The organism is Paenibacillus sp. yr247 (assembly GCF_900103825.1).
Classification (GTDB): domain Bacteria; phylum Bacillota; class Bacilli; order Paenibacillales; family NBRC-103111; genus Paenibacillus_E.
In genome coordinates, this window is record NZ_FNIF01000004.1 from 137,719 (window position 1) to 151,121 (window position 13,403).

Genomic DNA, 13,403 nt, shown 5'->3' on the forward strand with positions numbered 1-13,403 from the left:
TTACGCCATCCAGGAGGAATCATCTCATGAGCCAAACTTTTCTAACTGTAGCAGAAGCCCGCGGAGGCAAGCTCCGTCAGGTTGCATTCGAAACTATTGCCGCTGCTAGCCTATCCGCAGCGCCCGGAGACACGATCACAGCGGTCCTGCTCGGTTCCGGCATTAGTGAACTAGCTTTCGATTTAAACGCGGCAGGTGCGACTAAAGTATATGTCGTCGATCACCAAGCGCTTGATGTTTACAACCCAGAAGCGTATATGATCGCCCTTAGCCAAGTATTGGAAGAAGTCAAACCAAATGTTGTCTACTTCGGGCATACCGCTATTGGACGCGACTTAGCCCCACAGACAGCCGTGCTGCTCAATGCCGGATTGCTTTCAGATGTAACTCATATCGAACGAAACGGCGAAGAGATTGTGTATACCCGCCCACTTTATGCCGGCAAAGCTTTCGAGAAGAAAACATTCAACTCCGGCATCAAAATCGTAACGGTACGTCCTAATAATATTAAGACTGCTGAGCCGAATGGTACAATGGGTGAAATCATTCCCCTTACTTACCCCACCCCTTCCCTGCGTACAGTCGTTAAAGAAGTGGTTAAAAAAATGTCAGGTAAGATTGATTTAACAGAAGCAAAAATCATCGTGTCCGGCGGTCGCGGCGTCAAGAGCGAAAGTGGCTTCAAACCTTTGGAAGATCTGGCTAATTTACTTGGAGGTGCAGTAGGTGCTTCCCGTGGAGCCTGCGATTCAGGGTATTGTGATTACTCACTGCAGATCGGTCAAACCGGCAAAGTAGTTACACCTGAAATCTACATTGCCTGTGGGATTAGCGGTGCCATTCAGCATTTGGCTGGCATGAGTCAGTCCCGAGTTATCGTAGCGATTAATAAGGATCCTGAAGCACCAATTTTCAAAGTTGCCGACTATGGCATTGTTGGCGACCTGTTCGAAGTTGTTCCAATGCTGACCGAAGAGTTTCGTAAAATTGTTGTGTAAACCTTAAGGAGGTTATGGCTATGATCGTGTCCGAAGAAATTTATCAGTCCTATGGTATGGATAAGGAAACCTTTATAACGTTTATGAAGGAAAGAAGTCAGAACACCGCTATTAGGACGCTTGGCATTGAATTTATGGAGCTTACTCCCGATCGTGTCGTGATGACCATGCCAGTCGGACCGGCATCACACCAACCCGCAGGGATTCTACATGGAGGAGCTTCTGTCCTATTGGCTGAGACTGCAGCCTCTATCGCATCCGAGATTAATATCGATAAACAAAAATATGCTGCCGTAGGACTTGAAATTAATGCCAACCATCTCAAAAGTAAAAGAGACGGTATCGTAACTGCTGTTGCAACCCCTCTTCACAAGGGTCGGAAAACAATGGTTTGGGATATTAAAATTTCCGATGAGGATAATCACATGATTTGTATTTCACGGTGTACGGTCGCTATCATTGATAAAAGATAATTTTCAGCTTACTAAATGATGCCTTTTCCATTAACAGCAGTTACAAAAAGCAGTCCAAAGATGAGTGTCTTGGGCTGCTTTTTCTGTTCTTATTTACTCCATGAAACATATAGGAGCTTATTCTTTAGAACCATCCACTGCTGCCAATTGGGATTGAACCACCATTTTTTGGTAATTATCCGAAAAATTCTTCTTCGAAGTCAGCAAGGTTCCCAGAATCCCTCCAAGGAATCCCAGTGGTATGGAGACAATTCCCGGATTTTTCAGAGGAAACATCGCTTCACGACGAATCCAACCGGAGGACGGATCCATCACATTGGGACTTAGAATCACGAACAAGATTGAAGCGACGAGACCCGTTAGCAGCCCGATAATGGCTCCTGTTGAATTGAACCTCCTCCAGTACAGCGTTAACAACAGTAAAGGCAAGTTCGCCGAAGCGGCTACTGCAAAAGCCAGCGAGACAAGGAATGCCACGTTTAACCGCTGCGCACCTAGAGCTAGCACGACAGACAACAGGCCGACCACTACCGCTGAACATTTGGCAACCAACATCTGCTGGGCCTCGGTGGCTTTTCCCTTTTTCAGCATACTGCTGTAAATATCATGAGAAAAAGCGGACGTAGCAGCTAGCACCAACCCAGAGACAACAGCCAGTATTGTAGCAAAAGCAACAGCTGAAATGAAGGCCATCCAAAACTCGCCTCCGAGTGCCTTCGCAAGTAAAGGGGCAGCCATATTATCCTCTCCCATTAGTAAGGTCCGGTCAACAAAAGCAGCAGCTCCAAAACCAAGGAAGATCGTCATCGCATAGAAAGCGCCTATCACCCATGTGGCATGAAGGATGGACGACCTGACGGTCTGCACCTCTTTAACCGTATAAAACCGGGAAATGATATGCGGCAGCCCAGCCGTACCCATTATCAAAGCCAAATTAAAAGAAAGCGTATCCAAGGGTCCCGAAAACAAGTTCCCAGGCTGCACAAACTTCTCTTTTAATGGGGTTGCTTGCGAAACGTAAACATATAGATCGAATAAATTCCAATTGAACCTTGAAAGGACCATCAAGCTGATCATGAAGGTACTGCACACGAGTAAAATAGCCTTGACGATTTGCACCCAAGATGTGGCCAGCATACCGCCAAAAGCCACATAAATTGTCATCAAACTGCCCACTACAAGGATAGCCGATGAATATTCCAGCCCAAGCAGTAAATGAATGATACCCCCGGCGCCAACCAACTGGGCAATCATATAAAAGATTGTGATCAAAATGTTGTTAATCGCGATATAACCTCTAAGATTTTTCCCTTGAAACCGCACTGCAATCGCATCCGCCATCGTAAATCGTCCCAGATTATGCAATGGTTCGGCGATTATATAGAGTACAATCACGTAGGAGGCTAGAAAGCCTATAGAATAGAAAAAACCATCAAAGCCATAAATGGAAATTGTCCCCGTGATACCAAGAAAAGAAGCGGCACTCATATAATCACCGGAAATAGCAAGACCGTTTTGCAATCCAGTGAGTCTGTTTCCAGCGACGTAAAAGTCATTCGTATTCATAGTACGTTTTGCCGAATGGTAAGTAATAACCAGTGTTCCGATTACTACGGCCACGAAAAAGACAAACGCGGAAATGTTCATAACAACCCGTCCCTTCCTTGGCTGCTCTTTATTTTCTACTAGAAGAATATCATAATTCAGCATTTAAAAGAGTAAAAACATGCAGCAAGCCTTAAAAACGGCTGACTGCATGTTTTCTGTAGCCAAGAAAAGAGCTGCTTACATGCCCGTATTAGCTTTGACTTTAATTTCCGTATATTTTACATCGTCTTTTTGCGTGGAAAGTATCGTTCCGATATAGGCGCCGATGAATCCAAGCGGAATGGAAATAATACCGGGATTGGCCAAATTAATAAGTGGATTGCCCTCCAGAATTGCCTTTCCAGCCACTCCCCAAATATTGGGGCCCACGGCAACAATAAGAATACAGCTTACAAGTCCACTCAACATCCCGACAATCGCACCTGTCGTGTTAAACCTTTTCCAATATACCGTGAAGAGAATGACCGGCAAATTGGCGCTGGCCGCAACTGCAAATGCGATGGATACCAAGAATGCCACATTGAGCTTTTGAGCAAACAGTGCCAAAATAATCGAGAGCACAGCTACACCAATTGAAGCAAAACGAGCTATTTTTAATTCTTCCTTATCCGTTGCTTTTCCTTTACGAACAATTTGTCCGTAAAAGTCATGGGAGAAGGCCGAAGCAGCTGAGAGAACCAGTCCGGTAACTACCGCTAAGATCGTGGCAAAAGCAACCGCGGAAATAAAGGCAAACAAGAAGTCCCCGCCAAGTGCTTTGGCCAAGAGCGGAGCAGCCATGTTACCGCCCTTATCAATAGCTGTGATATCCTTTGCGCCAACAAAGGATGCGGCACCAAAGCCAAGGAAAAGGGTCATGACATAGAAAATACCGATAATCCACGTTGCCGAGACGACAGAGCTTCTTGCCGTAGCTGCATTTTTCACCGTATAGAAACGAGTAAGAATATGCGGCAATCCTGCAGTTCCGAGCACCAATGCAAGGTTGAGGGACAGCGTTTCAACTGGAATCTTATACTTGTTTCCAGGATTTAAAAACGCCTCTTTCAAAGGGGTCGCGGTTTGCAGTTGTGTAAACATTTCCGTAATACTAAAATGGAATTTGGACAAAACAATGAGAGACAGGATCAACGTGCCGCCCATCAAAAGGACCGCTTTCGTAATTTGTACCCAACTCGTTGCCCGCATACCGCCAAACACCACATAAATGGTCATCAGAATGCCAACGATTAATACAGAGGAATAGTAGTTAAAGCCGAATAACAATTTAATCAAAGCACCTGCGCCTACAAGCTGGGCAATCATATAAAAGATTGAAATGGTGATCGTGTTTAATGCGGCAACCCCACGAACTTTCTGGTGTGAAAATCGCGCCGCAATCATATCTGCCAACGTATATTTCCCTAAATTTCGAAGCGGTTCAGCTACTAAATATAAGACGACAAGATAAGCAACTAGAAAACCAAGGCTGTAAAAGAAGCCGTCAAATCCGGTCAAAGCAATCGTCCCTGCGATTCCCAGAAAGGAAGCTGCCGACATATAATCCCCGGCAATCGCTAGTCCGTTCTGCCAACCTGTTAATCCTCCTCCCCCCGTATAAAACTCATTCGAGCTGTCTGTTTTTTTAGCTGCATAATACGTAATAATCATCGTCAATAAAATAATACAAAGAAATAAAATGACGGCTGTAGGACTCATAACTGATTACCCCCGATATCCGATTTTATTTCTTCGATTTTTCGGTCGAATTCTTTGGATTTCCTGGAGTAAATGATACAGAGTGCCCAGGTCATCACAAACTGTGCAAAAGCATACACCCATGCCCACGAAATAGGGCCGATTGCGGGATTATTCAATACTTTTGTGTAAGAGGTCAGGATCGGTAGCATAAAGTAAAAAACCAGGAAAAAAACTGTCATTGGGATGATGAATCGTTTCTTGCTGCCGATTAATTCTTTGAATTTTTCAGACTGTTCCACTTCTCCATATTGAATTGGCTTGCCGTTTGACATTGCATCGTCCCCTCCTCATGAAAGCGCTTCAAAATAATTATATGCTATTTTTTGCTCTCTGTATGAAGACTGTCGCGAATCGTCATATATCCCGCTCGAAGTGCCAAAAAAGGAGCATTAAACGATGTAACTATTCGCCTTTGAGCAGCCTAAACAACTCCTTGGCCATTTCCCGCGACACAGGGATTTGTGTTCGTTTTTCATTTTTCAAAATCAAATTATACGCTCCGTTGAACCAAGGAACCAATTCATCGATACTATTCAAATTAACCAGATAACTGCGATGAGGACGAAAGAAAGGAAGTTCCCCAAGCTTATTTTCCAATTCCTGCAGGCTGATTTTTGACATATAGATCTGGTTGGAAGACGTATAGATATGGATGCTCTTCTCCTCTCTCTCGGCATAAAGGATGGTTTCGGGATCAAGCAGAACATGCTTCTCCCCATCCGTTATCAATAGCTTGTTCCAATTCCTTGCTTTGGAAGAGAATAATATTTTGTTCGCCTGCTGTGTTGGAACTGGGATGTTGGAAAGCTTGCTGCGAATCCGCGCAAGTGATTCCTTTAGACGCTCGTGACTGTAGGGTTTGAGTAAATAATCAACGGCATTCAACCCGAACGCCTCAACCGCATGATCATCATGGGCCGTTGTAAACACAATTAGGGGCGCTATTGCGGCGGTTTTCAACATACGGGCGGCCTGGATACCATCTAATTCCGGCATCTGAATGTCCATAAATACGGCATCCGGCTCCCATTCGTTTACAAGCTCCAATAACTCCTTACCGTTGGATGCATTAGGCAGCAGCTCAACATTCTCTTCTTGCCCTAACAGGTAGGATAGCTCTTTACGGGCCAACCACTCATCTTCCGCGATCATGACCTTAATGGTTCTCACCTGCTAATTCCCCTCTCGATACTAATCCTTGGAATGCTAAACGTAAATCTACAGCCGCCGTCCGATTTATTTTCAATAAAAAGTCCGGATTGCTCACCAAACAAACCAATCAACCTCTGGTTGACATTGAAGACACCAATCCCGTTCCCCTCCAAGCTATTTACCGGTTCTTTACCCAATTTCTCTATCAATTCCGGGGCCATGCCGCTACCATTATCTTCGACTGAAATTTCTAACGAATGGTTGTTGTTTTTCACTTCTATTCGAATTTGCCCGCCGTGTGTCCTGTCTTTCAATCCGTGTTTGATACAATTCTCAACCAAGGGCTGCAGTGTGACGGGGGGAATCATAAACATCGGCAAGTCAGAGTCCAACTGTACTTCCATGGTTATTTGGTCCTTGAAGCGAATCTGGATAATTTCCAAATACGAGCTAAGGTGGATCATTTCTTGTTGAATCGAAATTTGTTGAGACGCAATAATCTTAATGTTAAGCCTCATGAAGGTACTTAACTGCATGGTGATATGTCGTGCCATATCAGGTTCAATTCGAATCAGGGAAACGATTGAGTTCAATGTGTTGAATAAAAAATGAGGATTGATTTGAGACTGTAGAATCCTCAGTTCGGATTCTTTCATCAATGCTTCCATACTCTCATGCATAGCCACACTGAGCTGATAGGACAGCAATTTACCTAATCCTTGGGCAAGTACGATTTCAACGGAACGAATTTCCTGAGGTTTCTTAAAATAAAGCTTGATTAATCCGGCAACACGTCCAGCCTGTTTGATCGGAACAATGATCGCGGCTCCAAGCACTTTATGATTCGGTTGTATTTCCTCATGGTTGAATGCGATTTGCATCTTGCCAGTGGCGATAGCTTGCCGAGAAAGCTCCGAGCGAATAGGCTCACCGGGAATAAGAATCATGGCACCGAACCCTACGTGGGCGAGAATCTTTTCTGAATCGGTAACAGCAACTGCTGCCGTCTTAAGCTCCCTTAGCAGCAATCGGGCAATTGCCTCTGCAGATTGGTAGGTTAACCCCTGCTTCAGATGAGGTAGTGCAGCTTCAGCAATGTGCAGGGCCCGCTGAGTTTCATAGGCAGCAGCGCGTTCTTCTTCCCGAAATACAACGCGCAGCATCGTTGTGAATATCGCGATGGAAATGCTGTTGGTGAGCACCATCGGGATGCCGATCATGTCTACAAGCTCAATAGCATTCTCGGATGGCTTAGACACAATAAGGATAATACCCATTTGCATGATCGGCGCGAACATGCCGATAAATATGGCTTTTGCTGAAGAAATGACCCGCTCCTGCAAGAAAAATCGTGCCACGCCGCCCGCTAAAAATCCGGTCAGCGGTGCGGCGATCCCGCCCGCCAAGCCTGTAAATCCACTCATTATATATAAGTGAACGCCAGTAATTAATCCTGCCCCGATCCCGACAATAGGACCTCCCATTAAGCCTCCGATGACAACGCCGACCAGAGCCGAATGGGCTAACGCTTGATTGGCTTGCAGAGGGAGTATCCAAAAGGACGAGGAAATGACTCCCCCCTCGATCACCACACCCGCATATGTGCCAAGAATGCCGAACAAACCAAATAAACAAATGAAATAAATGGTATTCATAATGGACATTTTTCTGTCCAAAAGCTGACGAACCAATGGTATTCGCGTAAGGATAAACGTCACGATCAACAGAATGCCCATTCGCTCAAAAAGCAGAAGTGTGAGCGCTTCCATAATCCCCCTCCTGCAACTCATTTTATCATAGAGAACTTAAGATGTTATCCACTACTATAACACGAAAAAAGTCACACGTTTGGTAAATAAATACCAGCCTGTGACATTTTTCGCGTTTTTCGGTTATCCAACAGATCATCTGTATTCCTGTGTAATACGTTTCATACTTAGAAGGTTAACTTCATTATCCAAGAAGTTCCTAACATGCCGTAATGCTTAAATCCAATTTTCTCATATAACCGAACTGCCATATGATTATCGGGGTCAACGCTTAAAGAAAGTGATTTATATCCATCGGAATTAGCCAGTTGAATGATCTCTTTCATAAGTATCGTCCCTATGCCTTGTTGTTTAAAATCAGGTAGTATAGCGATACCTAATTCTGGTGTTTTGTTATCAACAAATCCATATCCTTTATTCGTCTCGTCAAATAATCTATACCATACAGCCCCTACTGGTTTATCGCCATTCAGAGCAATTAAAGCTCTATCTCCTTTTCTTCCCCAGCCCTCATTGTATTTCTTGATATTAGCAGCATTTAGAAGTTCATCTTTGGAAGGCTTACCTTCCAATATATAAATTGACTCATAATGCATATCCATTAAAAAATTATATTCCTTTTGTTTCAATGGTCTTACAATTACCATATAGTCACCCCTTTGTAATTGGTTTTTTATTCTGCCTTCAACGTTTCATCTTGCAGATTATATTCCACATCTCCTGGAGTGCTTAATGTTACTACACATTGTAGGAGGATTAAAACAGTCCCTGAGGATAGGAATGTAGCTTGGAAGTATAGCAGTCTCTTCATGTAATCCCCCTCCAATACAATTTACCATATTCTAACTATTTGGAATGAGAAAAAATAAGTATTATTAAATATTCCAAGAAAAAAGAGCATGTTGTCTCGGCAACATGCTCTTTCCAGTTTATCTCTATTTATGTTTCTGTCCAAAATAGAATCCAATTGCCCCTTCAAAAGGACTCGTAATATATAAATAAACCTGCCTATTACAAGCTAATTAGCCATCAATAGTCAGGTTTATTTTTCATACTCTCATCTGTATAAGTGAGTTCATGTTTATATCCTTACGTTGTCTCACGTTCAATGACTTCATCGAGTTCTGAGCTATGCTCGTTTGCCGCGGCTATGATCTCTTGATCGACTTTATTTTTTCCCTGTATTTGCTCTGCTGCTTGTGCCTGATTGTTCAGTTGTTCTTCCACTTGGCCGGTGCCATGCGCTCCTTGCTGTCCACTGGTTGTTGTCATAGTTAGAAGTAGCTCCCTTGCTTTTTTTTAAATGGATACAACGACCATACTATGCTCAAATTTGTGGATTCTTATACAAATTTTAAACAGAATATTAGTAAATAATTTAATGTTTGCTATTTACTTTAAATAAGTTATAATATAACTGTAACTAATTTATTGATAGAAGGGAAGTTTTAAAATGGCAACTGTACTTTATATCACAGCACATCCGCATGATCACCAAACATCATTCAGTTTAGCGGTAGGTAAAGAATTTATTGACGCTTATCGTGAGGCAAATCAATCCGATGAAGTCATTCATGTGGATCTGTACAAACAGGATATTCCTCAAATTGATGCTGATGTATTTAGCGGTTGGGGAAAACTTCAATCAGGATCTGCTTTTGACCAGTTGAGTGATGCTGAAAAATCAAAAGTAGCACGTTTAGGCGCAATCGTAGATCAATTCGTGGCTGCCGATAAATATGTTTTTGTTTCTCCAATGTGGAATTTCTCTTTCCCTCCAGTTTTGAAGGCTTACATTGATGCAGTTTCCGTTGCAGGTAAAACTTTCAAATATACAGAAAATGGCCCTGTTGGCTTGCTAACTGACAAAAAAGGACTACATATTCAAGCTAGTGGCGGCGTTTATTCCGAAGGTCCTGCTGTTGCGTTTGAAAGTGGTCATAGCTATTTGAAGAAAATTGCACAATTCTACGGAATTCCATCTTTTGAAGGCATTTTTGTTGAAGGCATGGCTGTAGCGCCTGATCAAGCTCAATCCATTAAAGAAAAAGCAATTGTTAAAGCAAAAGAAGCTGCAACTCGTTTCTAATCATTTAATAAATCACAAAAAACCCACTCAATTAGAGTGGGTTTTTTCATGTATCAATAAATTTGGTTGTTTCCAGCCACTTTCGCGCGATACATGTTCCTGCTGCTGACACATTCGTCTATAAATTATTCCATTCTTTTATAAGAGGCTTTAGTTCATCTACGGTAGTATCTATAAACAATCTTACAATCTCATCAGTAATGTATACGGGTAAAATGTGAGGTTCATTTCTTTCATCTCTTAGGTTCTTAATCGTGCGTTCAGCATACTGTGATATTTCTTTGCTCGTAAGTAAATTAGGAATGGCGTATTTTCTTGAATCAAGCAAAGAGGTAAAAATTCTATTTGACCACTCTTCACTCTTATAAAGATTATAATCGATTTGACAAACCTCTATATTGTATCGTTGTATCCCAGTTTCGCTAACTCACATGAGTATTTTCCAGGTCCAGCGCCATTATCTAAAACATTCCCCGAGTTAGGCAAGTATTGCCTCATGTAATGCCAATTAATGGTGAACTCTAGAGGCTCCCGATCTAACCTTCCCTATTCATCAAAACTCGAATAATACGCAATCACATTTTCCACACGTATTCCCTCCCTTTTTGGAAACACAAAAACCCATCGCCTTCAAAGAGGCGATAGGTTCAACCTTCGCGGTACCACTCTTCTTGATTCGTAAACATATCTACGAATCCTTAGATCCCGATTACGGAGGTAACCCGTTAAGATCTACTATAAGTTCGATCTTACCGCTCATGGGCGAGTTGGGGAAACTATTGGCTATCTTGCACGAATTCGACAGCTCTTTGGGCAATAGTTGTTCCTTCATACTCCCAATCATTGCGTTATAATTTGAAATTTTAACTGATTAGCCTAGTATATATTTCCATTTAATCGTTGTCAATCCTAGCCGCCATATTTAACTTCAATCAAGTAAAGAGGATTTCCATCAGGATCACCAAAATAGGCTATCCGAGTTGCTTTGTCCTCCATGATAGGAGAAAATTCGACGCCCCGCGTTTGCAGAGTTTCCATTGCAGCAGCAAAATTCTGCGCTTCCAACCCGATTGAAATACTCTCTGAATTCCCAGGATTGGGGCCGTGTTCATTGGATGGGTGTAACCCGATTGTTAGTCCCGGGGCTTCGATTTGTGCCCAGCGCCCTGGTACTTCATACTGCAACCTCAGTCCCAATATGTCCACATAAAACCGGACTGCTTTGTTTAAATCGGATACCATTACAGTCACATTCCCATTTTTGTACAAGATAATCTCTCCAATCTTTGGTGCGTATCTCTAGTTCCTCTTGCGAGACTTAGAATGAATGCAATATATCGCATACATATACTGAATGCAAGTTATTCGTTAGCAACCCTGAAAATTTCAGACTTTAGTGCTCTTGAGCTACCCTTACACACTTTGGTTGGCAAAGCCGTCGATACGACCGTTTGATCCAATTCTGAAAACACTAGGCCATGAAGCAGGCCGATTAAAATCAATTTCTTGTTGTTTCCTTGCTTTTTCAAGTAACACCTCTACTCATTCAATATGGTTGTTGACTAACTCTTTAAGCATAAATACGTTAGACAAATCCATCATCAATCGTAAGTAGTTAAATGTTCTCGGTCTGGAGACGTAATCAGGCTGGCAATTCGACTTCTGTGGTTTGGCACTGAACAACCATTAAAAAACCCGCGATCTATGCGGGGTCATGCAATTTTGTTTAGTTTTATCTCTATGCAGATTCCATAATAAGCTTTAGAACAAACGCTCCAACTCGTCTACCAATGATCCGACATAAGCAACTGCGCTGCGGATCGGTTTTGCATCTGCCATGTCGACACCAGCATGCTTTAATAAGTCGAGCGGACGTACCGTACCGCCGGCCTTAAGAACTTCTAGCCAACGATCGATAACAGGCTGCCCCTCTTCCTTCATAAGCTGCACAACTGCTGTCGAAGCCGTCAAACCCGCAGCGTAGGTGTATGGATAAAGCCCCATGTAGTAATGCGGCTGACGCATCCAAGTCAAATTAGCACCCGGTTCTAATTCCACAGCATCCCCCCAGAACTCAGAGAGTACATTTCCTTTTAAAGAAGACAGCTTCTTCGCAGTCAGAGCCTCGCCCGATTCTGCAAGAGCGTATACTCTACTTTGCATGTCGCCTTCGAGCAAATGTGTCACGAAATTATGATAATACGTATTCAACAGCTGCAGTATAACCCATCGCTTCATCCTTGGATCACTAGATTGCTTCAAGATGTGCTCCGCCAACAGCAGCTCGTTCATCGTGGATGGTGCTTCGATGAAGTAGGTTGACGGTCGGAAATTCGTGTACCGTTGATAGCGTGCCGCGAGCATCAGGTGACCGGCATGACCGAGCTCATGCGCCAAGGTGAAGGCGCTTCTCATATTTCCGGCCCATGTAATCAAAATGAATGGATGAGCGCCGTATGGTGAAGCGCAGAATGCACCAGTTGATTTACCGACATTGTCTGCGTAGTCAATCCATCGCTGTGACAAGGCTTGTTCCATCAACTCTGTATATTCTGGTCCCATGACGTTCAGCGCTTCCAAGATTGTCGAACCGGCTTCTTGAGTGGTAACCGATGGATTGAATTCCGGATCAAACGGAGCTTTCAGGTCGCAAAACAGTAAGCGATCCAAGCCGAGCACCTTTTTTTTCAGCTTCATCAAACGCTGCATGTGAGGAGCAAGCTCCATGCGGATGACATCGAGAATCGTATGGTACATCTCCTTTGTCACCTGCTGAGGCTGCAAAAGCATATCCGTTACAGATACATATCCGCGCAAGTTAGCTGTCACGGTTTGTCTCTTCACTTCGGTCGCATAAGTTGCTGCGAACGTATTCTGATATTTCTCTAGCGTCATTGTGAACGATTCATAAGAAGCCCGGCGAAGCGTTGTATTCGCGGAGAATTCATAGTCCGTCTCAAAAAGGGCAAACGAAACCGGATGGGTCACGCCTTGTTCGTCGTTAACGGAGGAAAAAGACATGTCTGACAGCTTGCTGCGTTGATATATATTGTATGGCGCTCCCAGCACTTCACTAAGAGATGCCAAGACGGCCTCCGTTTCTGCACTCAACTGGTGAGGCTTCGTTTCGAGCAGATCATCCAGGCTTTTGCGAAATGGCTCAAGCCGCGGCTCTTCCTTTATGTATCCCTCAATTGTCCCATCGGGCAAAGCTAGTATTTCTGAACGTATAAACGAGAGCGCAGCTCCTATCCCGGATGTGGCGTCTCCCGAGCGAATAGAGTCCGCTTGGTTTTGTGGGTTACTCGTGTCTTCCGTGAAACGCAGCCTGGCGTATGTCGCCACTCGCATTGTCCTTTCAAGTAATCCTTCTTGTGCCTCCAGGCAGTCCGCCAGATGGCTCGCTCCGTTCTGCAAATTCCCCTTATATTGCTGTATATGAGTAGCAAGCTCTTGTAGAGTTTTCAGCTCCGTTTCCCAAGCCTGGTTGCTAGGGAACAGCTCGGAAAGATCCCATGTGAGTTCGATTGGCACTTCGTTTCTGAGCAATCTTTGTTTCATGATACCTCTCCTC

13 protein-coding genes and 1 other annotated feature are annotated in these 13,403 nt (G+C 43.6%); of the genes, 3 read left to right on the plus strand and 10 right to left on the minus strand.

Annotation, left to right across the window (positions count from 1 at the left end; genetic code table 11):
- Window positions 1-26: 26 nt before the first annotated feature.
- Together BLT91_RS11410 and BLT91_RS11415 are read left to right on the plus strand one after the other, a co-directional pair.
- Window positions 27-998: an electron transfer flavoprotein subunit alpha/FixB family protein gene (locus tag BLT91_RS11410; protein WP_090820842.1), complete on the plus strand. Its 972-nt coding sequence runs from the start codon at window positions 27-29 to the stop codon at window positions 996-998.
- Window positions 999-1,081: 83 nt separating this feature from the next.
- Window positions 1,082-1,471, plus strand: a complete 390-nt coding sequence (locus BLT91_RS11415; RefSeq protein WP_090821207.1) for a PaaI family thioesterase — start codon at window positions 1,082-1,084, stop codon at window positions 1,469-1,471.
- A 117-nt stretch (window positions 1,472-1,588) separates the two neighbouring features.
- Here the strand turns inward: BLT91_RS11415 and BLT91_RS11420 are convergent, their stop codons facing one another.
- From BLT91_RS11420 to BLT91_RS11450, 8 genes are all read right to left on the minus strand, one after another.
- Window positions 1,589-3,118 carry a solute symporter family protein gene (locus BLT91_RS11420; RefSeq protein ID WP_217635216.1) on the minus strand — a complete coding sequence of 510 codons (1,530 nt, stop codon included), beginning with the start codon at window positions 3,116-3,118 and terminating at the stop codon, window positions 1,589-1,591.
- A 138-nt stretch (window positions 3,119-3,256) separates the two neighbouring features.
- Window positions 3,257-4,777 carry a solute symporter family protein gene (locus BLT91_RS11425; RefSeq protein WP_090820846.1) on the minus strand — a complete coding sequence of 507 codons (1,521 nt, stop codon included), beginning with the start codon at window positions 4,775-4,777 and terminating at the stop codon, window positions 3,257-3,259.
- Window positions 4,774-5,091 carry a DUF485 domain-containing protein gene (locus BLT91_RS11430; protein WP_090820848.1) on the minus strand — a complete coding sequence of 106 codons (318 nt, stop codon included), beginning with the start codon at window positions 5,089-5,091 and terminating at the stop codon, window positions 4,774-4,776. The genes BLT91_RS11425 and BLT91_RS11430 overlap by 4 nt, the downstream gene beginning before the upstream one ends.
- A gap of 130 nt (window positions 5,092-5,221) precedes the next feature.
- A complete protein-coding gene (locus tag BLT91_RS11435) occupies window positions 5,222-5,989 on the minus strand; it encodes a LytR/AlgR family response regulator transcription factor (RefSeq protein ID WP_090820851.1) in 768 nt (255 codons plus the stop codon).
- A complete protein-coding gene (locus BLT91_RS11440) occupies window positions 5,986-7,740 on the minus strand; it encodes a LytS/YhcK type 5TM receptor domain-containing protein (protein WP_090820853.1) in 1,755 nt (584 codons plus the stop codon). The genes BLT91_RS11435 and BLT91_RS11440 overlap by 4 nt, the downstream gene beginning before the upstream one ends.
- Before the next feature lie 167 nt (window positions 7,741-7,907).
- Entirely contained in the window at window positions 7,908-8,387 is a 480-nt protein-coding gene (locus tag BLT91_RS11445; RefSeq protein WP_090820856.1) for a GNAT family N-acetyltransferase, read from the minus strand.
- 26 nt (window positions 8,388-8,413) lie between these two features.
- Complete coding sequence (locus tag BLT91_RS31515; protein WP_175532247.1) at window positions 8,414-8,551, minus strand: hypothetical protein; 138 nt, start codon at window positions 8,549-8,551, stop codon at window positions 8,414-8,416.
- Window positions 8,552-8,829: 278 nt separating this feature from the next.
- A complete protein-coding gene (locus tag BLT91_RS11450; protein ID WP_090820858.1) occupies window positions 8,830-9,012 on the minus strand; it encodes a hypothetical protein in 183 nt (60 codons plus the stop codon).
- 181 nt (window positions 9,013-9,193) lie between these two features.
- Here BLT91_RS11450 and BLT91_RS11455 point away from each other — a divergent pair, with 181 nt between their 5' ends.
- Window positions 9,194-9,829, plus strand: coding sequence for an FMN-dependent NADH-azoreductase (locus BLT91_RS11455; protein ID WP_090820861.1), 636 nt, complete (start codon window positions 9,194-9,196; stop codon window positions 9,827-9,829).
- A 631-nt stretch (window positions 9,830-10,460) separates the two neighbouring features.
- Window positions 10,461-10,682, minus strand: a binding site (T-box leader).
- A 56-nt stretch (window positions 10,683-10,738) separates the two neighbouring features.
- Here BLT91_RS11455 and BLT91_RS11465 read toward each other — a convergent pair.
- Window positions 10,739-11,098: a VOC family protein gene (locus BLT91_RS11465; protein ID WP_090820864.1), complete on the minus strand. Its 360-nt coding sequence runs from the start codon at window positions 11,096-11,098 to the stop codon at window positions 10,739-10,741.
- Between the two features lie 492 nt (window positions 11,099-11,590).
- Window positions 11,591-13,390: an oligoendopeptidase F gene (gene pepF, locus BLT91_RS11470; protein WP_090820865.1), complete on the minus strand. Its 1,800-nt coding sequence runs from the start codon at window positions 13,388-13,390 to the stop codon at window positions 11,591-11,593.
- Window positions 13,391-13,403: the final 13 nt, after the last annotated feature.

What these genes read in the sequence shown, in the direction of transcription:
- BLT91_RS11410 (WP_090820842.1), top strand. Translation starts at nt 27, where the DNA reads ATGAGCCAAACTTTTCTAACTGTAGCAGAAGCCCGCGGAGGCAAGCTC.
- BLT91_RS11415 (WP_090821207.1), top strand. Translation starts at nt 1,082, where the DNA reads ATGAAGGAAAGAAGTCAGAACACCGCTATTAGGACGCTTGGCATTGAA.
- BLT91_RS11420 (WP_217635216.1), bottom strand. Translation starts at nt 3,118, where the DNA reads ATGAACATTTCCGCGTTTGTCTTTTTCGTGGCCGTAGTAATCGGAACA.
- BLT91_RS11425 (WP_090820846.1), bottom strand. Translation starts at nt 4,777, where the DNA reads ATGAGTCCTACAGCCGTCATTTTATTTCTTTGTATTATTTTATTGACG.
- BLT91_RS11430 (WP_090820848.1), bottom strand. Translation starts at nt 5,091, where the DNA reads ATGTCAAACGGCAAGCCAATTCAATATGGAGAAGTGGAACAGTCTGAA.
- BLT91_RS11440 (WP_090820853.1), bottom strand. Translation starts at nt 7,740, where the DNA reads ATGGAAGCGCTCACACTTCTGCTTTTTGAGCGAATGGGCATTCTGTTG.
- BLT91_RS11445 (WP_090820856.1), bottom strand. Translation starts at nt 8,387, where the DNA reads ATGGTAATTGTAAGACCATTGAAACAAAAGGAATATAATTTTTTAATG.
- BLT91_RS31515 (WP_175532247.1), bottom strand. Translation starts at nt 8,551, where the DNA reads ATGAAGAGACTGCTATACTTCCAAGCTACATTCCTATCCTCAGGGACT.
- BLT91_RS11450 (WP_090820858.1), bottom strand. Translation starts at nt 9,012, where the DNA reads ATGACAACAACCAGTGGACAGCAAGGAGCGCATGGCACCGGCCAAGTG.
- BLT91_RS11455 (WP_090820861.1), top strand. Translation starts at nt 9,194, where the DNA reads ATGGCAACTGTACTTTATATCACAGCACATCCGCATGATCACCAAACA.
- pepF (WP_090820865.1), bottom strand. Translation starts at nt 13,390, where the DNA reads ATGAAACAAAGATTGCTCAGAAACGAAGTGCCAATCGAACTCACATGG.